The 22,910-nt window shown below is 74.3% G+C and carries 17 protein-coding genes; 4 read left to right on the top strand and 13 right to left on the bottom strand.

The annotated features are described in order from the left end of the window. Positions 1-8: 8 nt before the first annotated feature. Positions 9-2,609, top strand: a complete 2,601-nt coding sequence (locus ACI79Q_RS10855; RefSeq protein ID WP_456600040.1) for a SpoIIE family protein phosphatase — start codon at positions 9-11, stop codon at positions 2,607-2,609. Positions 2,610-2,621: 12 nt separating this feature from the next. Here ACI79Q_RS10855 and ACI79Q_RS10850 read toward each other — a convergent pair whose 3' ends face one another. Beyond that, positions 2,622-4,364, bottom strand: coding sequence for a DEAD/DEAH box helicase (locus ACI79Q_RS10850; RefSeq protein WP_456590172.1), 1,743 nt, complete (start codon positions 4,362-4,364; stop codon positions 2,622-2,624). 63 nt (positions 4,365-4,427) lie between these two features. Here ACI79Q_RS10850 and ACI79Q_RS10845 point away from each other — a divergent pair, with 63 nt between their 5' ends. Next, positions 4,428-5,846: an amidase gene (locus ACI79Q_RS10845; protein WP_456600042.1), complete on the top strand. Its 1,419-nt coding sequence runs from the start codon at positions 4,428-4,430 to the stop codon at positions 5,844-5,846. A 110-nt stretch (positions 5,847-5,956) separates the two neighbouring features. Here ACI79Q_RS10845 and ACI79Q_RS10840 read toward each other — a convergent pair whose 3' ends face one another. The 4 genes from ACI79Q_RS10840 to ACI79Q_RS10825 form a co-directional block, all read right to left on the bottom strand. Continuing rightward, the gene (locus tag ACI79Q_RS10840; RefSeq protein WP_456614676.1) at positions 5,957-7,315 is read right to left on the bottom strand and encodes a glucose-6-phosphate dehydrogenase; all 1,359 of its coding nucleotides are present in this window, start codon (positions 7,313-7,315) and stop codon (positions 5,957-5,959) included. Continuing rightward, the gene (locus ACI79Q_RS10835) at positions 7,312-9,171 is read right to left on the bottom strand and encodes a glycoside hydrolase family 15 protein (protein WP_456590169.1); all 1,860 of its coding nucleotides are present in this window, start codon (positions 9,169-9,171) and stop codon (positions 7,312-7,314) included. Before ACI79Q_RS10835 ends, ACI79Q_RS10840 begins: the two co-directional genes overlap by 4 nt. 71 nt (positions 9,172-9,242) lie before the next feature. Further along, complete coding sequence (locus tag ACI79Q_RS10830) at positions 9,243-14,258, bottom strand: NAD-glutamate dehydrogenase (protein ID WP_456590168.1); 5,016 nt, start codon at positions 14,256-14,258, stop codon at positions 9,243-9,245. A gap of 70 nt (positions 14,259-14,328) precedes the next feature. Continuing rightward, the gene (locus ACI79Q_RS10825) at positions 14,329-14,700 is read right to left on the bottom strand and encodes a phage holin family protein (RefSeq protein ID WP_456590167.1); all 372 of its coding nucleotides are present in this window, start codon (positions 14,698-14,700) and stop codon (positions 14,329-14,331) included. A 291-nt stretch (positions 14,701-14,991) separates the two neighbouring features. Between ACI79Q_RS10825 and ACI79Q_RS10820 the strand changes: the two genes are divergently transcribed. Continuing rightward, positions 14,992-16,185, top strand: coding sequence for an AAA family ATPase (locus ACI79Q_RS10820; RefSeq protein ID WP_456590166.1), 1,194 nt, complete (start codon positions 14,992-14,994; stop codon positions 16,183-16,185). A gap of 213 nt (positions 16,186-16,398) precedes the next feature. Continuing rightward, positions 16,399-16,854 (top strand): ATP-binding protein, encoded by a 456-nt coding sequence (locus tag ACI79Q_RS10815; RefSeq protein WP_456614675.1) that lies wholly within the window; start codon positions 16,399-16,401, stop codon positions 16,852-16,854. 199 nt (positions 16,855-17,053) lie between these two features. Here the strand turns inward: ACI79Q_RS10815 and ACI79Q_RS10810 are convergent, their stop codons facing one another. The 8 genes from ACI79Q_RS10810 to ACI79Q_RS10775 form a co-directional block, all read right to left on the bottom strand. After that, the gene (locus ACI79Q_RS10810; RefSeq protein WP_456590164.1) at positions 17,054-17,548 is read right to left on the bottom strand and encodes a hypothetical protein; all 495 of its coding nucleotides are present in this window, start codon (positions 17,546-17,548) and stop codon (positions 17,054-17,056) included. Next, complete coding sequence (locus tag ACI79Q_RS10805; protein WP_456590163.1) at positions 17,545-17,907, bottom strand: response regulator; 363 nt, start codon at positions 17,905-17,907, stop codon at positions 17,545-17,547. Before ACI79Q_RS10805 ends, ACI79Q_RS10810 begins: the two co-directional genes overlap by 4 nt. Continuing rightward, a complete protein-coding gene (locus ACI79Q_RS10800; protein WP_456590220.1) occupies positions 17,904-18,437 on the bottom strand; it encodes a chemotaxis protein CheX in 534 nt (177 codons plus the stop codon). The genes ACI79Q_RS10805 and ACI79Q_RS10800 overlap by 4 nt, the downstream gene beginning before the upstream one ends. A 5-nt stretch (positions 18,438-18,442) precedes the next feature. Beyond that, positions 18,443-18,826 (bottom strand): response regulator, encoded by a 384-nt coding sequence (locus ACI79Q_RS10795; RefSeq protein ID WP_456590162.1) that lies wholly within the window; start codon positions 18,824-18,826, stop codon positions 18,443-18,445. 1 nt (position 18,827) lies between these two features. Then, complete coding sequence (locus ACI79Q_RS10790; protein ID WP_456590161.1) at positions 18,828-19,652, bottom strand: CheR family methyltransferase; 825 nt, start codon at positions 19,650-19,652, stop codon at positions 18,828-18,830. Continuing rightward, positions 19,649-20,758 carry a protein-glutamate methylesterase/protein-glutamine glutaminase gene (locus ACI79Q_RS10785; protein WP_456597614.1) on the bottom strand — a complete coding sequence of 370 codons (1,110 nt, stop codon included), beginning with the start codon at positions 20,756-20,758 and terminating at the stop codon, positions 19,649-19,651. Before ACI79Q_RS10785 ends, ACI79Q_RS10790 begins: the two co-directional genes overlap by 4 nt. 490 nt (positions 20,759-21,248) lie before the next feature. Continuing rightward, on the bottom strand, positions 21,249-22,151 hold the full coding sequence (locus ACI79Q_RS10780; RefSeq protein WP_456590159.1) for a hypothetical protein: 903 nt from the start codon (positions 22,149-22,151) through the stop codon (positions 21,249-21,251). Positions 22,152-22,457: 306 nt separating this feature from the next. Beyond that, positions 22,458-22,910 carry a chemotaxis protein CheW gene (locus ACI79Q_RS10775; RefSeq protein ID WP_456590158.1) on the bottom strand — a complete coding sequence of 151 codons (453 nt, stop codon included), beginning with the start codon at positions 22,908-22,910 and terminating at the stop codon, positions 22,458-22,460.

Genomic DNA, 22,910 nt, shown 5'->3' with positions numbered 1-22,910 from the left:
GGGCTTCGGTGGACGGATCGGACCGCACGGTCGGCGCGGCAGCGACCCTCGGCGCCTGGTCGGCGGCCCAGCTGCGGCAGGATCCCGCCCGGGTGGCGGCTGCCCGCGCCGTCCTCCCGTACGGGGACCTCACCGGCCTGGACCGCCTCGCGGCGCTCGCCGCCCGGCTCCTGGGCACCAGCGGGAGCCAGGTCTCTCTGCTGGTGGACATCCAGCACGTCGCCGCCGGCACCGGCGCCGCCGCCGTGGGCACCACCGGACCGCTCGAGGAATCCCTCTGCACGGTGACCGCCGCGCTGCCCGCGGGGGAGGCGCTCGTCGTTCCCGACGCCCGGTCGGACGAGCGCGTCCGCGACCTCCCGCCCGTCCGGGCCGGCGCCGTCGGTTCCTACCTGGGCATCGCGCTCACCGACGCCTCGGGTGCCGTCGTCGGCGCGCTCTGCGTCTTCGACCCCGAGCCGCGGCCGTGGGCCGCGTCGGAGATCGACACGCTCCGCGAGCTGGCCGGCTCGGTGATGACCGAGCTCGAGCTCTCGGCGCTGCTGCGGCGGTCCGAGAACGACCGGGTGCGCTGGGAGCTGGCGACCGAGGCCGGCGAGGTCGGCACGTTCGACTGGGACCTGGCGACCGGGCAGCTGATCTGGGACGAGCAGCTCATCACGCTGTTCGGCTACGACGCCGAGGGCTTCGACCAGACGATCGAGGCGTTCAACGCGCGGCTGCACCCGGACGACCTGGAGCCGGTCGGGGAGGCGCTGCAGAACGCCATCGACGAGTGCGGCGACTTCGACGCGACCTACCGCGTGGTCCGACCCGACGGCGAGACCCGGTGGGTGCACGCCCGCGGCCGGGCGCTGCCCGACCGCCACGGCTCCGCCGTCCGCCTGCTCGGCGCCGCCTTCGACATCACCGGCGAGCGGGAGGCGGCCACCCTGGTCACCCGGGTGCTCGAGGCGATGCCCGCCGGCTTCTACAGCCTCGACCGCGACTGGCGGTTCACCCACGTGAACGCCGAGGCCGAGCGGCTGCTGCAGGTGACCCGCGACGAGCTGCTCGGCCGCGTGCTGTGGGAGGCCTTCCCGGACGCGCTCAACAGCGTCTTCGAGGACGGCTTCGACCAGGCGGTCCGCACCGGCGAGCCGGTGTCGTTCGACGCCTACTACCCGGCCCCGCTGGACGGCTGGTACGAGCTGCGCGCCTGGCCGAGCCCCGACGGGCTCTCGGTGTACTTCCTCGAGGTCACCGAGCGCCGCCGGATGCAGGAGCAGGCGGAGCGGTCGGCCCAGCGACTGGCGCTGTTGGCACGCGTCAGCGCCGACCTGGCCGGCGCCCTGGACCAGCAGGCAGCGATGGCGCACCTGCCCCAGCTGGTCGTGCCGGCGCTCGCCGACTTCTGCATCGTCACGATCGTGGACGAGGACGGCCGGCCGCGGGACGTCGGCGGCTGGCACGCCGACCCCGCGATGTGCCCGGTGCTGGAGCGGTACCGGAGCGTGCGGATGGACTCGATGCCGCCGGACTCGCCGGCCGCGATCGCGCTGCGCACCGGTGAGCAGCAGCGCAGCGACGGGGCCGCGGTGCTGGAGCTCATGGCCCCGGGCGAGGCCAGGGACCTGCTGGCCCGGCTCGGCCCCCGCGAGGCCGTCGTCCTGCCCATGCGCGGGCGCAACCGCACGCTGGGCCTGCTCACCGTCTACTACACCCGTGCGACCCCGACCCAGGCGGAGAACCTGGCCACCGCCCAGGAGGCCGCCGACCGCGCCGGTCTGGCCCTGGACAACGGCCGGCTGTACACCGCCCAGCAGCAACTCGCCGAGGGGCTGCAGCGCAGCCTGCTCACCGAGCCCCCCGAGCCCGACCACGCCGAGATCGCGGTGCGCTACCTCCCCGCCGCGGAGGCCGCCCGGGTCGGCGGGGACTGGTACGACGCCTTTCTGCAGCCAGGTGGCTCGACGATGCTGGTCATCGGCGACGTCGTCGGGCACGACACCGAGGCCGCGGCCGCCATGGGGCAGCTGCGCGGGCTGCTGCGCGGGGTCGCCACCTACAGCGACGCCGGCCCCGGCGAGGTCCTGCGCGGGCTCGACGCCTCGATGACGACGCTGCAGATCCCGACGCTGGCCACCGCGGCCGTGGCCCGGTTCGAGCAAACCCCCGAGGAGTTGGGCCAGGGCGTCACCAGGATGCGCTGGGCGAACGCCGGGCACCTGCCGCCGCTGGTCCTCACCCCGGACGGCAAGGTGGCGGAGCTCGGCGAGTGGACCGGCGACCTGCTGCTCGGTGTCGACCCCAGCACCCAGCGGCGGGAGACGGTGGCCACGCTCGAGCGCGGCTCGACGGTCCTGCTCTACACCGACGGGCTCGTCGAGCGCCGCGACTCCGACCTCGACGAGGGGATCCAGCGGCTGCGCGAGGCGGTGGTCGAGCTGGCCGACCTGCCGCTGCAGCACCTGCTGGACGAACTGCTCGACCGGCTGGTGCACGGCCGGCCCGAGGACGACGTCGCGCTGGTCGCGGTCCGGCTGCACCCCCAGGACCGCCCCCGGCCGGCCGAGGCCGGACCGGTCCGGGTGCCGCCCACCGTGCCCCAGGATCCGGCCGGGGCCTAGCCCGCCGGTGGGTCAGCGGCCGCGGTCGCGCCGCACCTGCGCCTTGCGCCCCTTGATCATCGTGGCGCGCAGCGCCTGCACGACCTCGTCGGCCGCGGACTCGGGCACCTCCACCAGGGCGAACCGCTGGTGGATCTCGATCGACCCGACGTCGCGCCCGGTCAGCCCGGTCTCCCCGGTGATGGCGCCGACCAGGTCGCCCGGCCGGATGCCGGCGTCCCGGCCCACCCCCACGAACAGGCGCGCGCCCGGAGCGCCGCCGGAGCGCCCGGCCGGACGGCCGCCGCGCTCGTCCCGGCGCCCGCCGTCCCGGCCGCCCCCCGCGCGCCCGCCGTCCCGCTCCGGGCGGAAGGAGACCTGGGGGATCTCCTCGTCGTCGTCCACCGGCCCGGCCGCCTCGTGCGCGAGCTTCACCGCCGCGAGCGCCACCTCCATGAGGTCGAACTCGTCGGTGAGGGTCTCGACGACCACCCGGAAGCGGTCCAGGTCGTCGGTGAGCAGGCTCTCCCGCAGCGCGCCCCGGGTGAGGTCGAGCCGGCGGGCCCGCAGGTCGGCGACCGTGGGCACCTTCTCGACGGCGATCGGCGCGCCCGCGACCCGCTCGATGGTCTTGAGCATCCGGTGCTCCCGGGGCTCGGCGAGCGTGATCGCCACCCCCTCGCGGCCGGCCCGGCCGACCCGGCCGATGCGGTGCACGTAGGACTCCGGCGCCGACGGGACGTCGTAGTTGACGACGTGGGTGAGCTGCTCGACGTCCAGCCCGCGCGCCGCGACGTCGGTGGCCACCAGCAGCTCCGCGGTCCCCCCGCGCAGCCGGCCCATCACCCGGTCGCGCTGCTCCTGGCTCATCCCGCCGTGCAGGGCCTCGGCCCGGTACCCGCGGCCGTTCAGGGTCTCGGTGAGGGAGTCGACCTCCTCGCGGGTGCGGCAGAAGACGATCGCCGCCGTCGGCGCCTCGACGTCCAGGATCCGGCCCAGCGCGGCCGGCTTGGCACCGCGGGGGACGACGTAGGCGGTCTGCCGGATGCGGGGCGCCGTACCGGGCGCCGCCCGCTCCCGGGCGATGGTGATCCGCACCGGGTCGGTGAGGTGGCGGCGCGCCAGCGCGTCCAGGCGGCGGGGCATCGTGGCCGAGAAGAGCACCGTCTGCCGCTCCTCCGGGGTCGCGTCGAGGATCGCCTCGAGGTCCTCGGCGAAGCCCATGTCGAGCATCTCGTCGGCCTCGTCCAGCACGACGGTCGCGATCTCGCCGAGGTGCAGCGCGCCGCGGTTGAGCAGGTCGAGGGCGCGGCCGGGGGTCGCGACGACGACGTCGACGCCCGACTCCAGCGAGCGCAGCTGCCGCACGATCGGTGCCCCGCCGTAGACGGGTAGCACGCGGGCGCCCAGGTCACGGCCGTAGCGGTGCAGCGCCTCCGACACCTGGACGGCGAGCTCCCGCGTGGGCAGCAGCACCAGCGCGACCGGGTCCCGGTCGGTGCGGTGGGCCGGCATCCGCTGGAGCACGGGCAGCGAGAAGGCGGCGGTCTTACCGGTACCCGTGGCCGCCTGGCCCAGCAGGTCCCGGCCCTCCGCCAGCGGCGGGACGGCCTCGCGCTGGATGGGGGTCGGCTCCTCGTAGCCGAGGGCACCGAGCGCCTTCAGCAGTTCGGGGCGCAGGCCCAGGTCCTCGAAGGTGGTGCCCTCGAAGGTCGTGCCCTCGTTCGTGGTGTCCGCGGAGCCCGCGTCGTCGGCAGTGGTGCGTTCGTCGGTCATCACCGGTCATCGTTCCCCGGAGGCCGCACCCGCACGCACGCGGGCTTCTGGCAGGCTGCCGGGGTGACCGCCGACGACGAGCTCTGCACCCGCCCCGCCACCGAGCTGGCCGCACTCGTGCGCCGCCGGGAGGTGTCCGCCCGGGAGCTGCTCGAGGCGCACCTGCGGCGCATCGAGCGGGTGAACCCGCGGGTCAATGCGATCGTGACGCTGGACGCCGAGGCCGCCCGGGCCGCCGCCGACGCCGCCGACGCCGCGCAGGCCGCCGGCGAGCCGCTCGGCCCGCTGCACGGGCTCCCGGTCGCGCACAAGGACACCCACGCCACCGGGGGCATGCGCACGACCTGGGGCTCTCCGGTGCACGCCGACACCGTGCCGGACGCCGACGAGCTGGTGGTGGCCCGCCTGGTGGGCGCCGGGGCGATCCGCGTGGGCAAGACCAACGTGCCGGAGTTCGCGGCGGGCTCGCACACCTTCAACCCGGTGTTCGGCGCCACCCACAACCCCTACCGGCACGGGCTCTCCGCCGGCGGCTCCAGCGGCGGGGCCGCGGCCGCGCTGGCGGCCGGGCTGGTGCCCCTGGCCGAGGGCAGCGACATGGGCGGCTCGCTGCGCAACCCGGCCGCGTTCTGCAACGTCGTCGGGCTGCGGCCCACCCCCGGCCGCGTGCCCACCTGGCCGGCGCCGATGGGCTGGTCGACCCTCTCGGTGCAGGGGCCCATGGGGCGGACCGTGGCCGACGTCGCCCTGCAGCTGTCGGTGCTGGCCGGGCCGGACCCCCGGGTGCCGATCGCGCTGGAGGAGCCCGGCGCCGGGTTCGCCGCACCCCTGCCCGAGCGGCTGGACGGGCTGCGGGTGGCCTGGGCGCCCGACCTCGGCGGGCAGGTGACCGTCGACCCCGCGATCACCGCCGGGCTCGCGCCGTCGATCGCGGTGTTCGAGTCGCTGGGAGCGACGGTGGATGAGGCCTGCCCCGACCTCTCCGGCGCCGACGAGGTGTTCGGCACGCTGCGGGCGTGGCTGTTCGACGCGTCGTTCGGCGAGCTGATCCGCCGCCACCCGGACCAGGTCAAGGAGTCGATCCGCTGGAACGCGGCGCGGGGCGCGGAGCTCACCGGCGCCGACCTGGCCCGCGCGGAGCAGCTGCACACGAAGCTGCACGAGCGGATGGTCGCGTTCTTCGAGCGGTACGACGTGCTGCTCGCCCCGACGACGCAGGTGCTGCCCTTCCCGGTGGAGATCGAGTACCCGACCGAGATCGCCGGCGTCCACCAGGACAACTACCTGGAGTGGATGCGCTCCTGCACGGTCATCTCGGCCACCGGCTGCCCGGCGCTGTCGGTGCCCGGCGGCTTCACCGCGGACGGGCTGCCGGTCGGCCTGCAGGTGATCGGCCCGGCCCGGGCCGACCGGCGGGTGCTCGAGGTGGGGCACGCGTTCGAGCAGGCGACCCGGTTCGGCGAGCGCCGGCCGGCCCTCTGAGCTCGTCTACTTGGTTCTAGCGTTCCAGCTAGATCTCCTTAGACCGGGCGAGATCTGCACACTCGCCCGCATCAGGTCCCTGATGGGGGCGGGTGTGCAGATCTCGCACGTCAAGCGGGGGTGGGGCCGTCGGAGCCGGCGGGGTACTCCAGCAACGGCGCCTCGCCGGCCGCCCACGCGGCGAGGACCGGCTCCACGATCCGCCACGACTCCTCGGCCTCGACGTCGCTGATCGACAGCGCGGCGTCGCCCGCCAGCATCTCCCGGAGCAGCAACCCGTAGGCCGACAGCCCGGCCGGGGGCAGGGCGATGTCCAGGGTCCGCCGCTCGAGGTCGAACGGGTCGCCGGCGCCGTTGAGGTTGACCTCCAGCGCGATGCCGTCGGGGTCCAGCTGCATGCGCAGGACGTCGGGCTCGGGATCCTCGTCGGTGAAGGCGAGGTGCGGGACCGGCCGGAAGCGGATCACGATCTCCCGCCGCTGGGCGCCCAGTGCCTTCCCGCTCCGCAGGCGGAACGGGACGCCCGACCACCGCCAGTTGTCGATGGTCACGGTGAACTCGGCGTAGGTCTCGGTCCCCCGGTCCGGGTCCACGCCCTCCTCGACGGCGTAGTCGGGCAGCGCCCGCTCGCCGACGGTGCCGGCGGTGTACCGGGCGCGCACGGTGTCCCGGCGCACGTCCTCCGGCGGCCGGACGGCGCGCAGCACGTCGCCCTTGCGGGCCGCGAGCCCCGCCGCGTCGACGGTCAGCGGTGGCTCCATCGCCACCAGGGCCAGCAGCTGCAGCAGGTGGTTCTGCAGCATGTCGCGCAGGGCGCCGGCGGTGTCGTAGTAGCCGGCCCGGCCCTCCAGCCCCAGCGTCTCGTCGAAGACGATGTCCACGCGCTCGATGTGCGCGGCGTTCCACACCGGTTCGAACAACCGGTTGGCGAACCGCAGCCCCAGGACGTTGAGCACCGTCTGCTTGGCGAGGAAGTGGTCGATGCGGAAGACGGCGTCCTCCGGCGCCAGCTGGTGGAGGAGGCGGTTGAGCTCGCGCGCGTCGGCCCCGTCCCGGCCGAACGGCTTCTCCACGGCGACGATCGCCCCGTCGGGAATCCCCACCTCCACCAGCGCTTCCAGGGTCGGCCGGAAGACGGTGTTCGGCAGCGCCAGGTAGACCACCGGCACGTGCTCGACCCGGTCGAGCGCCCGGCGCAGGTCCTCGCCCACGGTGACGTCCCCGCGGACGTGGCGGAGACGACCGACGACCCGGTCCCGGGTGCCCTCGGGGACGTGGGCGGCGTGGGCGTCCAGCCGGCGGCGCGCCCACCCCCGGTAGTCCTCGTCGCTCCACTCCTCCCGGCTCACCGCGAGGACGTCGACCTCCTCGTCGAGCACTCCCGCCTCGACGAGCTCGGCCAGCCCGGGCAGCAGCAACCGGCCGGTGAGGTCACCGCTCCCACCGAGGACGACGAACGACCGCTTCATGCCCGCTCCTCCCCCGCCCGCGCCGACTCGGCACGAGCCAGGTTCCACCCGCTCGTGATCACCCCGACGTGGCTGAACGCCTGCGGGAAGTTGCCGAGGAAGGCACCCGTCGAGGGGTCGACCTCCTCGGCCAGCAGACCGACCTCGTTGGCCCGCCCGCACAGCGAGTCGTACAGCGAGTGCGCCTCGTCGAGCCGGCCCTGACCGGCCAGGTTGTCGACCAGCCAGAAGCTGCAGAGCAGGAAGGCGCCCTCACCCCCGGGCAACCCGTCGGGCGACTCGTCGTGCAGGTACCGGTAGAGCAGCCCGTCGCCGGCGTCGAGGTGCCGGCGGACCGCCTCGGTGGTGGCCACCATGCGCGGGTCGTCCGCGGCGACGACCCGGCGCAGCGGCAGAGTGAGCAGCGAGCCGTCCAGCCCGCCCCGCTGCGCCTCCCCCGGCGGCGCCAGGTGCTCGGTGAAGGTCCCCCGCTCGTCGTCCCAGGCCTGCTCGAGCAGCGTCGCCCGGATCAGGTCGGCCTCCCGCTGCCACTCCCGCCGGGGGTGCGGCAGCCCGCAGAGGTCCGCGATGCGCAACGCCCGGTCGACGGCGACGTGGCACAGGGCGACGGAGTAGGTGAAGGGCCGGCCCGCGGCGCGGATCTCCCAGATGCCGTTGTCCGGCGTCCGCCAGTTGGCGATCGCCTGGCCGGTCAGCTCGCACAGGGCGCGCCAGAGCGGCGGGGACACCTCGCCGCCGGCGCGCGCCCACTGGTAGGCGACGTCGAGCAGTTCGCCGTAGACGTCGTGCTGCACCTGCCGCGCCGCCCCGTTGCCCCACCGGACCGGCCCCGATCCCCGGTACCCCGAGAGCGTGAGGTCCTGCCACTCCAGGCCGGGGCGCCGGCCGTCGAGGGTGTAGACGATGCTCGCCCGGTCGTCGCGCTCGATGTTGCGCAGCGTCCAGGCCAGGAACGAGTCGGCCTCCTCGTGCATCCTGATCCGGCGCAGGGCGTAGGTGGTGAAGGCGGCGTCGCGCACCCAGGTGTAGCGGTAGTCCCAGTTGCGCACGCCGCCGATCGCCTCCGGCAGCGAGGAGGTCGCCGCGGCCATGATCGCGCCGGTGGAGGCGTGGTCGAGCAGCTTCAGCGTGAGCGCGGAGCGGCGCACGAGCTCCCGCTGCGGGCCGTCGTACTGGATGCGCCCGGCCCAGTCCCGCCAGGCGGCGGCGGTCTGGTCGACCAGCCGCTGGGGCGCGGTGCGCGACCGGGTGTGCGTCTGCCCCGACCAGTGCAGCGTGCAGGTGAGCAGCTCGCCGTCGTCGAGCTCCACGCGGGCGCTCAGGGCGCCGGTCCGGTCGACGGACAACTCGTGCGAGCACCACAGGGAGAGCTCGAGCTCCGGGTGGGCCGGCCAGAGGATGCGCCACGCGCCGAGCTCGCGCCGCACCTGGACGCCGTCGAGCGGGTCGAGGTGGACCTCGACCGTCACCCGACCCCCGACCGCCCGGGCCAGGCGCAGCAGTTCCCCCCGCCCCGGCGGCACCTGCTCGCCCAGGTCGGACCCCGAGCGCAGCGTCATGCAGTCGGTGAGCTCCAGCCGCCCGTCGGCGCCCTGCAGCTCGGTCACCAGGATCCCCGTGTCGGGCAGGTAGCGCTGGGCCGACTCCCGCAGCCCCGCCGGAGCGATGCCGAAGCTGCCGCCGCGCTCGGCGTCGAGGATGCCGGCGAGGAAGGGCCGGCTGTCGAAGTTCGGCAGGCACAGCCAGGGGATGCTGCCGTCCCGGGCCACCAGCGCGCAGGTGAGGCCGTCACCGATCAGGCCGTGGTCCTCGATGGGCAGGTACCCGTCGGTGCGGTCGAGCGGGCGCAGCGGCACAGCGGCTCCTCAGGTCGGGACGGCGGACGCCCCGACCCTGCCCGCTAGGGCGCGGAGTCATTCGGCGGCGGCTACTTCTCCTCGGGGCGCGGCAGGCGCCGGGCCTGGCGGCGTCGGCGCAGCCCGCGCAGGGTGCGGACGGCGACCAGCAGCTCCGCGAGCTCCTGCCGCTCCCCGGCGGTGATGTCGGCCAGCTGGGCGGCCGCGCGGTGCTGCGCGGCGGCCCAGCCCTCCTCCCACCTCGACACCAGCTCGTCTGCGTCGTCGGTGTCCGCGGTGCGCAGGCTCAGCACGTCCTCGGTCAGCGAGGACTGCTCCATGGCGAGGTCGTCGCGCAGCGAGGCCCGGGCCATCGCGGGCCAGCGGCGGTCGCGGGGCAGGGCGGTCACCTGCTCGCGCAGGGCGACCAGGCCGAGCCGCTCGGCCAGTCGCTGCATGACCCGGCCGACCAGGGCCACGGGTGCCCCGGTGCGCTCGGCGACCACCGCGAGGTCGAGCGCGGCGGGCATCAGCGGTGCGGCCGCGACGCGGGCTGCGAGCTCCGCGGGCAGGCCGGCCTCCTGCAGCCGGGCGGCCCGGGACGCGTACGCCTCCGCCTCCCTGCCCAGCAGCCAACCGGGCAGCCCGCCGGCCACCTGCGCCACCGCGGGGGCGAACCGGGCGGTGACCTCCGCCAGGGGAGCCGCGGTCTCCGCGGTGAGGTCGGGCTGGCGGAGCAGCCAGCGGGTCGCCCGCTCGGCCAGCCGGGTGGCCTCGGTGCGCACCTCGACCTGGGTGGCGGCGGAGACCTGGTTGTCGAGCGGGCGGACGGCGTCCCACAGGCCATCGATGCCGAACACCGCCCGCGCCACCGCATGCGCCCGGACGACCGCCGGCAGCGGCACGCCGGTCTCCTCCCCCAGCCGGAACAGGCCGGTGACGCCGGCGATGTTGACCGCCCGGTTGGTCAGCGCGGTGGCGATGATCTCACGGCGGAGCGGGTGGCTGGTGACCGCGGCGGGGAACCGGTTGCGCAGCGGGGCGGGGAAGTAGCCGATCAGCAGCTCCTCCAGGGCCGGGTCGTCCGGCAGCGGGGAGGCCAGTACGGCGTCACCGGTCTGCAGCTTGGCGTAGGCCAGCAGCACCGACAGCTCCGGGCTGGTCAGCCCCTGCCCGTCGCGACGGCGCTCGGCCAGACCGCGGGCGTCGGGCAGCGCCTCCACCGAACGGTTGAGCCGCCCCGACCGCTCCAGCGACCGGATGAACCGCTCGTGGGAGTCCAGCAGGCTGCGCGCCGCCGCGGCCTCCCCGGCGAGGGTCGCGTTCTGCGCGTGGTTGTCGGTGAGGACGGCGGCGGCGACGTCGTCGGCCATCTCGCCGAGCAGCGCCGCCCGGCCCTCGGCGTCGATCCGCCCCTCGTCGACCACCCGGTTCAGCGCGATCTTGATGTTCACCTCGTGGTCGGAGGTGTCGACGCCGGCCGAGTTGTCGATGGCATCGTTGTTCACCCGGCCACCGGCCAGCGCGTACTCGACCCGGCCCCGCTGGGTGAGGCCGAGGTTGCCGCCCTCCCCCACCACCCGGACCCGCAGTTGCCCGCCGTCCACGCGCACCGCGTCGTTGGCCTTGTCCCCCACCTCGAGGTGGCTCTCGGTCGCGGCCTTCACGTACGTGCCGATCCCGCCGTTGAACAGCAGGTCCACCGGCGCGAGCAGCACCGCGCGGATCAGTTCGACCGGGCTCAGCGCCGTCACGTTCCCGGGCAGCCCGAGGGCGACCCGCATCTGCTCGGACACCGGCACGGTCTTGGCCGTGCGCGGCCAGACGCCACCGCCCTCGCTGATCAGCGAGGTGTCGTAGTCCGCCCACGACGACCGGGGCAGCGCGAACAGCCGACGGCGCTCGGCGAACGACGTCGCGGCGTCGGGCGTGGGGTCGACGAACACGTGCCGGTGGTCGAACGCCGCCACCAGCCGGATGTGCTCGGAGAGCAGCATGCCGTTGCCGAACACGTCCCCGGACATGTCGCCGATGCCGACGACGGTGAAGTCGTCGCGCTGGACGTCGAGGTGGAGCTCGCGGAAGTAGCGGGTGACCGACTCCCAGGCCCCGCGGGCGGTGATGCCCATGGCCTTGTGGTCGTAGCCGACCGAGCCGCCCGAGGCGAAGGCGTCGCCCAGCCAGTAGCCGCGCTCCAGCGCCACCTCGTTGGCCAGGTCGGAGAAGGTCGCCGTCCCCTTGTCCGCGGCGACGACCAGGTAGCTGTCGTCGCCGTCGTGGCGGACCACCTTCGGCGGCGGGACGACCCGGCCCTCGACCAGGTTGTCGGTGAGGGACAGCAGCGCGCCGATGAACAGCCGGTAGCAGGCCTGCCCCTCGGCGAGCACCTCCTCGCGGGAGGCCCCCTCCCCCGGCGGGCGCTTGACGACGAAGCCACCCTTCGCGCCGGTGGGCACGATGACGGTGTTCTTCACCATCTGCGCCTTCACCAGCCCCAGCACCTCGGTGCGCAGGTCCTCCCGGCGATCGGACCAGCGCAGCCCGCCACGGGCGACCTTGCCGAACCGCAGGTGCACGCCCATCACGCGGGGTGAGCTCACCCAGACCTCGTGCGCGGGCCGGGGCTCGGGGAGATCGGGCACCTCCGCCGGGTCGAGCTTGAGAGCCAGGGGGGTGGGCTGGGTCGACGACGTGGCGTAGTACGTCGTCCGCTGGGTGGCGGTCACCGCGGCCAGCAGGGAGCTCAGCACCCGGTCGGCGTCGAGCGAGGCGACCTCGCCGATCGAGCGGCGCAGCGCCTCGACCAGATCGGCCTGCCGGGCGTCGCGGCCGGTCACCCGGCCCGGCGAGAAGCGGGTCTCGAACAGCGCCACCAGCCGGGCGACCACGCCGGGGTGGGCGGCCAGGGTCTGCTCGACGTACGCCTGGCTGAACGGCAGCCCGGCCTGGCGCAGCCACTGCACGTAGGCCCGCACCACCGTCACCTGCCGCCAGTTCAGCCCGGCGAGCATGACCAGCGCGCCCAGGCCGTCGTCCTCGGCGTCCCCGCGCCACACCGCGGCCACGGCCTCGGTGAACCGCTCCGGCAGGGAGCGGACCAGCGGTAGCTCGACCTGGGGGACGGCGACGCCGAAGTCGTAGATCCAGGTGGGTGGCGCCCCGATCCGGTCGATCTCGTAGGGCCGCTCGTCGACGACGTCGACGCCCATGTTCTGCAGCATGGGCAGCATCTGCGAGAGCAGCAGCCGCTCGCCGACCCGGTACACCGACAGCCGGCGTTCCCCCGGGGCCGCACCGGTCGGCGTCCACAGCCGCAGCGACAGGTCGCCGGGAGCGAGGCCGTCCAGGCGCTCGAGGTCCTCGACGGCGCGCTCGGCGGGGAAGTCCTCCTGGTAGGCGGCGGGGAAGGCGTCGGCGACCCGGGAGAACACTCTCTCCGCGTCCGCGCCGAAGCGCGCCGAGAGGGCAGCGGACAGGTCGTCGGTCCAGCTGCGCGCGACCGCGGCCAACTCGGCCTGCAGCCCCTCGACGTCCACGTCCACCGGGGGCGCCGAGCGCTGCCTGCCCACCGGCAACCGGACGACGAAGTGCAGCCGGGCGAGCACCGACTCGGTGGACCGGGCGGTGAACTCGATGCCGGAGCCGCCCAGCCGCTCGAGCAGCAGCCGCTGCATCGCGAGCCGGACCTCGGTGGTGTACCGGTCGCGCGGCAGGTAGACCAGCGCGGACCAGAACCGCCCGGTCGGGTCCTGCCGGAGGAACAGGCGGGTCTGGCGCCGCTCCTGCAGGTGCAGGACCGCCATCGCCACCGGCAGGAGCTCGTCGGCCCCCACCTGCATCAGCTCGTCGCGGGGGTAGGTCTCCAGGATGTCGAGCAGCTGCTTGCCGGTGTGGCTGTCGGCCGGGACGCCGGAACGGCGGACCACCTCGGCGACGCGGCGGCGCACGAGCGGGACGTCGAGCACGCTCGTGCCGTACGCGGTGGACGGGAACAGCCCGACGAACCGGCGCCGTCGGGTCTCGCCATCGCTGTGCGGCAGGGTGACGGCGACCAGGTCCAGCCACGCCCGGCGGTGCACCGTCGAGCGCGTGTCGGCCTTGGTGACCGTGAGCCGGTGGCGCCCGGTGAGCCCCGGGGCCTCCGGCGGGGCGGTCGCCGAGCGGGCCATGTCGGTGTCGCTGCGGAGAACTCCGAGGCCCGTCCCGGGCACCGGCCGGGCGACGGCGTCCACTCCTGCGGTGATCTCGACGTCGCGGGCGCCGAGGAGCACGAAGTTGCCCTCGGCGAGCCAGCGGAGCAGCGCTGCGGCCTCGGCGGGGTCGTCGGCGGGATCATCGGCAGCCTCCGGGCCGGCCCCGCTCACCGGGCCCAGCTCGTCGAGCTCGGCGGCGAGGGCGACCATCCGGGCGCGCATCCGGTCGCCGTCCTCGTGGACGGCGCGCACGTCGTCGAGGACGGCGCGCAGGCCCGTCACCAGGTCACCGGCCGCCTCGCCGTCCAGCGGGCCGTCGAGCACGACGGCCATCCACGACTCGGCGACGGCATCGTCACCGCAGGCAGCGGCGTCCAGGCTGTCGCACAGGGCGGTGATCCGGCCGCGGATGTCGCGGCGGACGACCAGCAACGGGTGGACCACGTGCTCGAGCCGGAATCCCTGGCGGACCACCTCGGCGGTGACCGAGTCGACCAGGTACGGCATGTCGTCGGTGACGAGCCGGATCACCGTCCGGCCGGCGCCCTGCCCGCGCGGGACGGCCTGCACGTCGACGATGGCTGCGCCGACCGGGCGGACCTCGGCGAGGGAGAGGTGCCCGAGGGCGAGCGCGGCCAGCTGGGCAGGATCGGTGGCGAGGACCTCCTCGGCCGGTTCGCTCCAGTAGTACCGGCGCAGGAACGCCGGCAGGTCGTCGGCGGTGCAGCCCGGAGGGAGCGCCGGCGACCCGCGGCCGGCCTCGGCGACGGCGGCGCGGGCCGCCTCGCGCAGGAGCAGCTTCTTCTCGTCGCGGCCGGCCTCGAGGGCGGCGAGCTCGGTGAGGGAGCCGCCCCCCGGCCCGCCGTCCCGGTCGCGCACCGGGGTCCCCGGGGCGACACCGGTGTCACTGGCCATGTCAGGCCACGCTACTGCCCACTGAGACCGTCGTCACGGCGGCGCGGGACCAGTGCGGGCACGAGGCTGCTCAGCGGTCGAGCAGCTGATCCGCGACCCAGCCGGCCACGGCGAGGATCAGCCCACCGATGACGGCCGTGCCGAAGCCGTCGACCATCAGGCGATCGGTGATCGCGGCGGTGAGCCCCAGCAGCGCGGCGTTGATCAGCAGCAGGAACAGCCCGAGCGTGAGCAGCACGAAGGGCAGCGACAGCAGGCGCAGGATCGGCCCCACGATGGCGTTGACCACGCCGAAGATGAGGGCGATCCACAGGTAGGTGCCGAACTCGCCCAGTGGCGCGTCGGGGTTCGGCACGACCTCCAGCCCCGGGAGCACGTCGAAGTAGGTCAGGGCGTAGAAGACCGCCCCGAGGATGACCACCTTGAGCGCGAACTTGATCACGTGGTCACGCTAGCGGCGGCGCGCGGCCGATCGTGGGATCTCCGTGCATCTGGCGCCGTCTAGCTCTGGAGCTAGAGAGCCGCAGAGCGGGGTCGACCGTCGGGGAGTGCCCGGCGAGGCCGTCTCGCGAGCGCCGTATGACTGCGTCTAGCGACTGCGCTAGACGAACCGATACAGACCTCGCGACGGCGCGCGGTCTCCCCGGTGCACCACCCGTCCCACGCGACACGCGGTGAGCGCCTTCTACGAATCTCTACGGCGAACGCTAGAGAAGCCCATACGGTGCTCGGCATGGACCCCGTGCGGAACCCCTACGCCCCGGGCGCCGGCCAGCGCCCGCCCGAGCTGGCCGGCCGCGACGGCGAGCTCTCCGCGTTCGACGTCGTCCTGGAGCGCATCGCCCGGGGCCGGCCGGAGCGGTCGCTGGTGCTCACCGGGTTGCGCGGCGTGGGCAAGACGGTGCTGCTCAACCAGCTTCGCTCCGCAGCCATCTCGCGCGGCTGGGGCACCGGCAAGATCGAGGCGCGGCCTGAGCAGTCGCTGCGCCGCCCCATCTCCTCGGCACTGCACATGGCGCTGCGGGAGCTGGGGCCCCGCCACGGCGACCAGGAGTCGGTCGCCGAGGTGCTCGGGGTGGTCAAGGCCTTCGCGCAGCGGGTGAACACGCCGGAGGCCAAGGTGCGCGACCGCTGGCAGCCGGGCATCGACGTCCCCGCGGCGACCGGGCGGGCCGACTCCGGCGACATGGAGATCGACCTGGTGGAGCTGCTCAGCGACGCCGCCGGGGTGGCCGCCGACATCGGCAGCGGCATCGCCCTGTTCATCGACGAGATGCAGGACATCCAGGCCGACGACGTCTCGGCCATCTGCGCGGCCTGCCACGAGCTCTCCCAGCAGGGGGCGCCGCTGATCGTCGTCGGCGCCGGGCTCCCCCACCTGCCGGCGGTGCTCTCGGCCTCGAAGAGCTACTCGGAGCGGCTGTTCCGCTACCTGCGGATCGACCGGCTGGAGCGCGAGGCCGCCGACCGCGCGCTGCTCGCGCCCGCCGAACGGGAGGACGTCACCTTCGAGCCCGCCGCGCTGGACGCCCTCTACGAGGCGGCCGACGGCTACCCCTACTTCGTGCAGGCCTACGGCAAGGTCACCTGGGACGTCGCCGCCTCCTCCCCCATCACCCCCGCCGACGTCGCGATGGCCGCGCCGGTCGCCGAGGCCGAGCTCGCCGTCGGCTTCTTCGGCTCGCGCTACGACCGCGCCACCCCCGCCGAGCGCGAGTACATGCACGCCATGGCCGAGCTGGGCGGCCCCGGCGGCACCGCGGTGGCCACCTCCGAGGTCGCGGTCGCCCTCGGCCGCAAGCCGGCGTCCCTCTCCCCCGCCCGCGACTCGCTGATCAAGAAGGGGCTGGTCTACTCCGCCGAGCGGGGCCAGATCGCCTTCACCGTGCCGCACTTCGGCCGGTACCTGCTGCGCCACCCGGACTGACGGAGTCCTGCACCCGCAGGCCGCGCCACACCGCACCGCACCGGGAACCGGGCCCGGCCGCACGAGGCGCGCACGGTCCGGGAACGAGATCCCACCTGCCGGGAGGGAGCGGGTGATGCCGCACACAGCACGCCGCCACCGCGCCCGAGGGGGTTGACAGTCACCCGTGCGGGGCACCACGAGACGGTCGTGGAGCCGAGTCGAGGGGGAGGCATGGGGCGACTCGCGTGGCCGGTGCGGCCGTTACCGGACGGACGCGGCGAGGTGTGGCGCTGGCGGCTCCGCGCCCTTGCCGAGCTCCCTGCGGCCCGGGCGGCCCTCCGTTCCCGGCTCCGGGACGTGGGGCACCCGCCCGCCGACGACGAGTGCGGCGAGCAGCTGGTGCTCGCCTTCGACGAGCTGGCCTCCAACGCCCTGCGCCACGGGGAGCACCCCGTGGTGGCCACCGTGGTGGCCGGCAGCGGCGGCTGGCTGCTCGACGTGAGCGATCGTGCGCCGGAGGCGATGCCCGCACCCACGGCCGACCGCGACCCGGCCCGGGGCGGCATGGGCCTGCAGCTGGTGGCCCGCCTGTCGGTGGCGCACGGCTGGTACGTCGACGAGGAGTGCAAGCACGTCTGGGCCTGCCTGCCGACCGAGAGCGAGAACCGGGCGCCCGCTCTCACCTGACCACCTGTTCCACGTGCAACACGGCGAGACCCCCGTCGCCCGGAGGCGGCGGGGGTCTCGCCGTGCACGACCGTCGGCCGCGGTGCGTCACGGCGAGTGGGCCCCGGAGGGGTCCGGGATGCCATGACGGAGCGGCTCAGCGCCGCCCGGGGACGGCACCTGACCGCGGTGCGGTCCGGAGGACCGCCATGTCATCGCCTCACGGCACGACGAAGGAGATCGCTCCCTTGCCGTAGGTGGGCACCTCGATGGCGAGGTCCACCCGGTTGAAGGCGGAGAGCATCCCGGCGAGGTCACCGGGCAGCTCCTCGCCCGGGGCGTACAGCTTGTGCAGCTTCGAGTGCGGGGCGCCCGCGGTGTTGAACAGCGCGGAGAGCACGTTCACCACCTCGTGCAGCGCCTCGACCTGCATGCCAGTGAGCTCGCCGTCCTCCTCGACCGCGTCCTGCGCGCCCCCGGGGGGCAGCAGGGCGAGGGCGGAGCCGGTGTAGGCGGCCGCACCCAGGTCCATGAGGCAGAGCGCGTTCACGCCCATCTGGGGGTCGACGTAGACGGCGACCGCCACCGGCTTCTCCGGCGTCGGCGTCACCGGCGCCCCGGGGGAGACGGTGACCGGCCGGCCGACCAGGCCGGTGAGCATGTCGCGGATGTCCTTGGCGGCGGGCAGCTGCACGGTGCCGGCGGGGGCGGTCATGCGATCACCCCGTCCAGGTGCTCCTTGAAGGTGTCCTCGTTGAACGGCTTGGCGATGAGGAACAGCGCGCCGGCGTTCGCGGCCTTCTCCCGCATCTCCGGGGAACCCTCGGAGGTGACGAAGCCGAAGGGGACCGCCGAGCCGGAGGCCCGCAGCGCCTGCAGGCACTCGATACCGGTCATGTTGGGCATGTTCCAGTCGGACAGGACCAGGTCCGGCTTCTCCGCCGAGACCTTGGCCAGCGCGTCGGCGCCGTCCTCGGCCTCGACGATGTCGTGGTCGTCGTAGCCGGCCTGGCGCAGCGTGCGGATGACGATCTGCCGCATGACGCGGCTGTCGTCGGCGATCAGGATCTTCACAAGGACACCTCGTTCTCGCGGGTGGGGGTGGGGACAGGCAGTGGCGGGAGGGCGCCCTGCACGGAGATGGCGATCGGCTCGCCGCGCCAGACGACGTCGATGCGGCAGACGTCGGCCGGGTTGCGCACCAGCGGTGCGTTGCCGACCTGGGGCAGGCTCAGGGCCGAGTGGCCGGGCAGCGCGGCCTTGACGCTGCCGCCGACCACGTTGGCGATCTCGCCGAACGCATCCGCGACGTCCTCGCCGTCGAGCACAGCCGGAGCGTGCTCGCGCAGCAGGGCACGCGAGAGCTCCTCGGCGGTGGCGCGGGCGGTGGTCAGCACGACGCTGCCGGTCCACGGGCCGACGATGTCGACCCAGCTGGACAGGATGTCGGCGGGCAGGTCACCGGGCACCGGGACGAGCACCTCGTCCTCGCCGACGAGCGAGATCCAGGCCTCCTGCGCGATCGACAGGACGGTGTCCCCATCGATCAGGTCGGCGATGACGGGGCGGGCGTCGCCGGCGCGACGACGCTCGCCCGTGTCCATGGCGGTCACAGGGAGACCTCCTGCGGGAGCAGGCCGAGCAGCGCGAGCTTGTCGCGGAAGGCGTCGGCGGTGAACGGCTTGATCATGTACTCGTGGGCGCCGGCGGCCAGGGCGCGGACGATCTGGGTGTGCTCGCTCTCCGAGGTGACCATCATCATGGTCATCCGGCGCCAGGCCGGGTTGGCGCGCACGGCGGAGACGAACTGCAGCCCGTCCATCACCGGCATGTTCCAGTCGATGGTCGCCAGGTCGGGGACCCAGCCCTCGTCCAGCACGTCGAGGGCGGCGCGGCCGTGCTCGGCATCCCGGACCTCGTAGCCGAACCCGGTGAGGATCCCGGTGACGATCCGGCGCATCGCGCGCGAGTCGTCGATTACCAAGGCACGCATGTCAGGCCCCCTTCAGTGGGCGGTAGGCGGAGCTGCGGCCGATGACGACCCGCTCCCAGGAGTCGTCGACGCCGAGGGTGGTCTCGGCGGCGCCGAGGAACAGCCATCCGTCGGGTCGCATGAGGTCCCGCACGCGGCGGAGGATCGACTGCTTGGTGGGCAGGTCGAAGTAGATGAGGACGTTGCGCAGGTAGACCACGTCGAACGGGCCCATCCGCGGCAGCGGCGCCGCCAGGTTGCACTCGCTGGCATTGACCATCCGCCGGAGGTTGGCCGACACCTCCCACTCCGTGCCGGCCCGGGTGAAGTGCCGGACCAGCATGGGGGCCGGCAGGCCCCGGTTGACCTCGAGCTGGCTGAACCGGCCGGCGCGCGTGCGCTGCACCATCTCGCGGGAGAGGTCGGTCGCGGTGATCGAGACGCGCGAGGCGGCGTTCGGCAGCGCGTCGTCCAGAAGCATGGCGATCGTGTACGGCTCCTGCCCGCTGGAGCAGGCGGCCGACCAGATCTGCAGGCGCTCGCTCGGGCCGCGGGCCTGCAGCAGCGCCGGGAGCACGGTCGAGGTCAGCGCGGTGAACGGGTCACCATCGCGGAACCAGGACGTCTCGTTGGTGGTGAGCGCCTCGACGATCTTGCGGGTCTCGTCGGCGCTCGGCCGGGTCCGCACCGACTCGACCAGCTTGGTGACGTCGGCGAGGCCCATCTGCCGGGCGATCGGGAGGAGACGCGCCTCCACCAGGTACTCCTTGCCCGGCTGGAGGACGATGGCGCTCTCCTTGCGGACGAGTTCTCGGACCCAGTCGAAACTGGTCGCGGTCAGGCTCATCGACGACCTCCCACGGCCATAGCTGTTGCGTTGTTCAGGGGTGCGGTACCGGCGAGGTGCCGCTGGATGGCTTCGGCGATGCGGTCGAGCGGCAGCACCTCGTCGGCGTAGCCGGCCTGGGCGACGGCGCCGGGCATGCCCCAGACCACCGACGTCGCCTGGTCCTGCACGACGACCGTGCCGCCTGCGTTGCGGATCTCGCCGCAGCCGTTGCGCCCGTCGGCGCCCATGCCGGTCAGCACGACGCCGAGCACGGCACCGTCGAAGGCGGCCACCGCCGAGCGGAAGAGCGGGTCGACCGCCGGGCGGCAGAAGTTCTCCGGAGGGCCCTGGTTCAGCGAGGTGGAGAAGCCTGCGCGGCCGTTGGCGCGGACGACGAGGTGGTGGTCACCGGGGGCGAGGTGCACGGTGCCGGGCACCAGCGGGGTGCCGTCGACGGCCTCCACCACGCGCAGCGGGCTCAGCCGGTCGAGCCGCTGGGCGAACTGCCGGGTGAACACCGGCGGCATGTGCTGGGCCAGCAGCACCGGCACGGGCAGGGTGGCCGGCAGCGCGGGGAGGACCCGGGCGAGAGCCTCGGGTCCACCGGTCGAGGACCCGATGACCAGGACCGCCGGCTTCTTGCCCGGCCCGGTTCGTGGCACGGCCGGGCGCGGCGGCGGGGGCGCCTGGGTGGTGGCCCGCGACGGCGTCATCGGCCGGCCGGTGAGGGCCTTGATCCTGGGGATCAGCTGCTCGCGGACGCTCTCCATGGACTGCGCCACGCTGCCGACGTTGGCCGGCTTGGTCACGTAGTCGTTGGCGCCTGCGGAGAGGGCGTCGAGCGTCGCGGTGGCGCCGCGCTCGGTGAGCGTGCTGAACATGACGATCGGCACGCGGTTGCGCGCGCCGCGGATGGCCCGCACCGCCTCGATGCCGTTCATCTCCGGCATCTCGATGTCCATCGTGATGAGGTCGGGCTTGAGCTGCTCGAGCTTGCCGAGGGCCACCTTGCCGTTGACGGCGGTGCCCACGACCTCGATCCCCGGGTCCGCGGAGAGCACGTCGGTGACGATCTTGCGGACGACGACCGAGTCGTCGACCACCATCACCCGGATCGGGTTCACACGTCCTCCTGGCCCCTGCCCGCGCCGACCGGCGGGCTCGTTGTCTGTATCGGCATCTCCGCGTCGGGCTTGAGCCCTTCGGCGGTACGGCCCCCGACGTCCGCCGATTCGTTCGGGAACGGACGCCAGGAATGCTGCAGCACGGCGCCAGAGAAAGACGGAGCTGCCGACCGGCGACCGTTCTCGGCATTCCGGGGAATGGCCGTGGACGGTGCGCGGACAGCAGAACGAGAACGCCGGATCCTCTGGAACGCCGCAGCCCGTCCTGGTCGTGGTGGATCCCGACCAGGGCGGGCTGGTGCTGCCTCAGAGTCTCGGCGGGAGAGGGCCGGGCTACAGCCGACACGCGAAAAGGTCTGACGCTATTTTTTGGCCGTCAATGGGGTGTCGACAATGCCCACTCGACGACCGTGACGGTCGTGGTCGACATGTGCCCCGGAAATGGTCGGCCACCGGGGGATCGCGGACCGATGCGGACCGCAGCGGCCGGTCAGGACAGGATGCCGACCCGACGCCCGGGGGCGCGGAGCACCGCGGCGCTCTCACTGCCGAGCAGATCGTCGAGGACCAGTGCCTGGACGCACCCGGCCACGGCGTTCCAGGCACCGGCGGCGCCGTCGTGCAGGTCGAAGCCGCCGTCGAGGAACGCCTGGACGGCGAGCAGCTGCGCGGCGGCCAGCGCCCGGGTGCGCCCGGAGACGTGCGCTCCCCACGAGGCCTCGTGCATCGCGGTGGCCCAGGGACGGTGGGCGGCGCGCCCTTCGTCCACGGCCGCACGCCAGCGCGACCGCCCCGCGTCGTCCAGGTCGCGCACGGCGGCGAGGAAACCGTTCAGTTCCGCGGCGTGCTCCAGCCCCCACCCGGCGGGGCCGGCCAGCGGGCCGGTGTCGAGGGCGCGGTCGAAGGCGGCGGTCAGCTCGCGGCGCACGAGGGGCGGCAGCACCCCGGCGGCCCAGAAGCCGACGGCGGCGTCGGCCAGGACGTCGGCGGCCTGCTCCCAGGTGTCGGCGTCCAGCCGGCCGGAGAGGGCGTGCTCGGGGCCCAGGACGTCCTCGCGGAGCAGCCGCTCCAGCGTGGGGGCGTCGCCGATGGTGCCCATCTCCAGCTGGCGGACGAGCAGGGCGGTGCGGTCCCCGGCGCCCTGGGCGGCGTCGGCGGCGGTGCGCACGTGGGGCACCGCGGCGGCCATCTCCCGCGCCCGGCGCGACCGGACCGCCCGTACGCCGCGCTGCTCACGGTCCAGGCCGCGGGCGGGGTGGACGCCGGCGAGGCGGCTGATCGCCGGCTCGTCGGCCCCCAGTCCGGCGAGCAGCACCTCGGCGACGGCCCGGCCGCCCGGAAGACGGACGAGGTCGAAGCCGAGGGTGGCGGCACTGACCAGCGAGTAGGGCACGACGCCTCCACGGCTCCGACAACGGGACGGACCCATGCTGGCTGCCCGGGCAGGGCAGCACCATGCGCCCGTCACCCCATCGCAGGAGCGCCTGTACACCTACAGCGCGTGTCGCACCGTGTGCGGTCAGCGATTGATCACTGAGCGTCATCGATCGCTACCCGAGGTGCTGGCGTGGCCGTCCCCGTCGTCTCGTCCCCGGCCGCCCGCCGCCGAACGCACGAGCGGCGGGGAGGTGGTCCTCCCCGCCGCCCGGTGCTGCGGTGTCGCTCCTGGTCGTGGCGTCCTCCGGAGGAGGACGAACCGCTACGCGCTGACGGCCTTCTGGACGTCCAGCGCCAGCAGCAGCTTCCCGTCGAGCTTGTAGGCGCCGCGGATGAGGTCACGGGCCTGACCCTCCAGGGTGTCCGGCGGCGCCTCGAAGTCGCTGGCGTCGACGTCGACCACGTCGGCGATGGAGTCGACCAGCATGCTGACCGCCTCGCCGTGCAGCCGGACGACGATGACGACGGGGTCGGTGCCCTCCGGACGCGGCGGCCGGCCGAGCCGCTCACGCAGCTCGATCGCGGTGACCACCTGGCCACGCAGGTTGATCAGGCCGGCGACCGCCGTCGGCGCGAGCGGCACGCGGGTGAGCTGCTGGCTGCGCAGCACCTCCTGCACGTGCTCGACCTCGATGCCGTACAGGTCGCCGTCCAGTCGGAAGGTGGCCAGCTGACCGCTGGTCGCCGGCGCGAGGGTGTGGGTCGAAGCGGTCAC

The sequence above is a fragment of the Blastococcus sp. SYSU DS0828 genome, from assembly GCF_054050975.1.
Note: the sequence above shows the minus strand (reverse complement) of the source record. Positions and strands in the feature narration are given on the sequence as shown.

Excerpts from the sequence above, each read along its gene's own strand:
- ACI79Q_RS10850 (WP_456590172.1), bottom strand. The coding sequence starts at position 4,364 with ATGACCGACGAACGCACCACTGCCGACGACGCGGGCTCCGCGGACACC.
- ACI79Q_RS10840 (WP_456614676.1), bottom strand. The coding sequence starts at position 7,315 with ATGAAGCGGTCGTTCGTCGTCCTCGGTGGGAGCGGTGACCTCACCGGC.
- ACI79Q_RS10830 (WP_456590168.1), bottom strand. The coding sequence starts at position 14,258 with ATGGCCAGTGACACCGGTGTCGCCCCGGGGACCCCGGTGCGCGACCGG.
- ACI79Q_RS10820 (WP_456590166.1), top strand. The coding sequence starts at position 14,992 with ATGGACCCCGTGCGGAACCCCTACGCCCCGGGCGCCGGCCAGCGCCCG.
- ACI79Q_RS10815 (WP_456614675.1), top strand. The coding sequence starts at position 16,399 with ATGGGGCGACTCGCGTGGCCGGTGCGGCCGTTACCGGACGGACGCGGC.
- ACI79Q_RS10810 (WP_456590164.1), bottom strand. The coding sequence starts at position 17,548 with ATGACCGCCCCCGCCGGCACCGTGCAGCTGCCCGCCGCCAAGGACATC.
- ACI79Q_RS10800 (WP_456590220.1), bottom strand. The coding sequence starts at position 18,437 with ATGGACACGGGCGAGCGTCGTCGCGCCGGCGACGCCCGCCCCGTCATC.
- ACI79Q_RS10795 (WP_456590162.1), bottom strand. The coding sequence starts at position 18,826 with ATGCGTGCCTTGGTAATCGACGACTCGCGCGCGATGCGCCGGATCGTC.
- ACI79Q_RS10790 (WP_456590161.1), bottom strand. The coding sequence starts at position 19,652 with ATGAGCCTGACCGCGACCAGTTTCGACTGGGTCCGAGAACTCGTCCGC.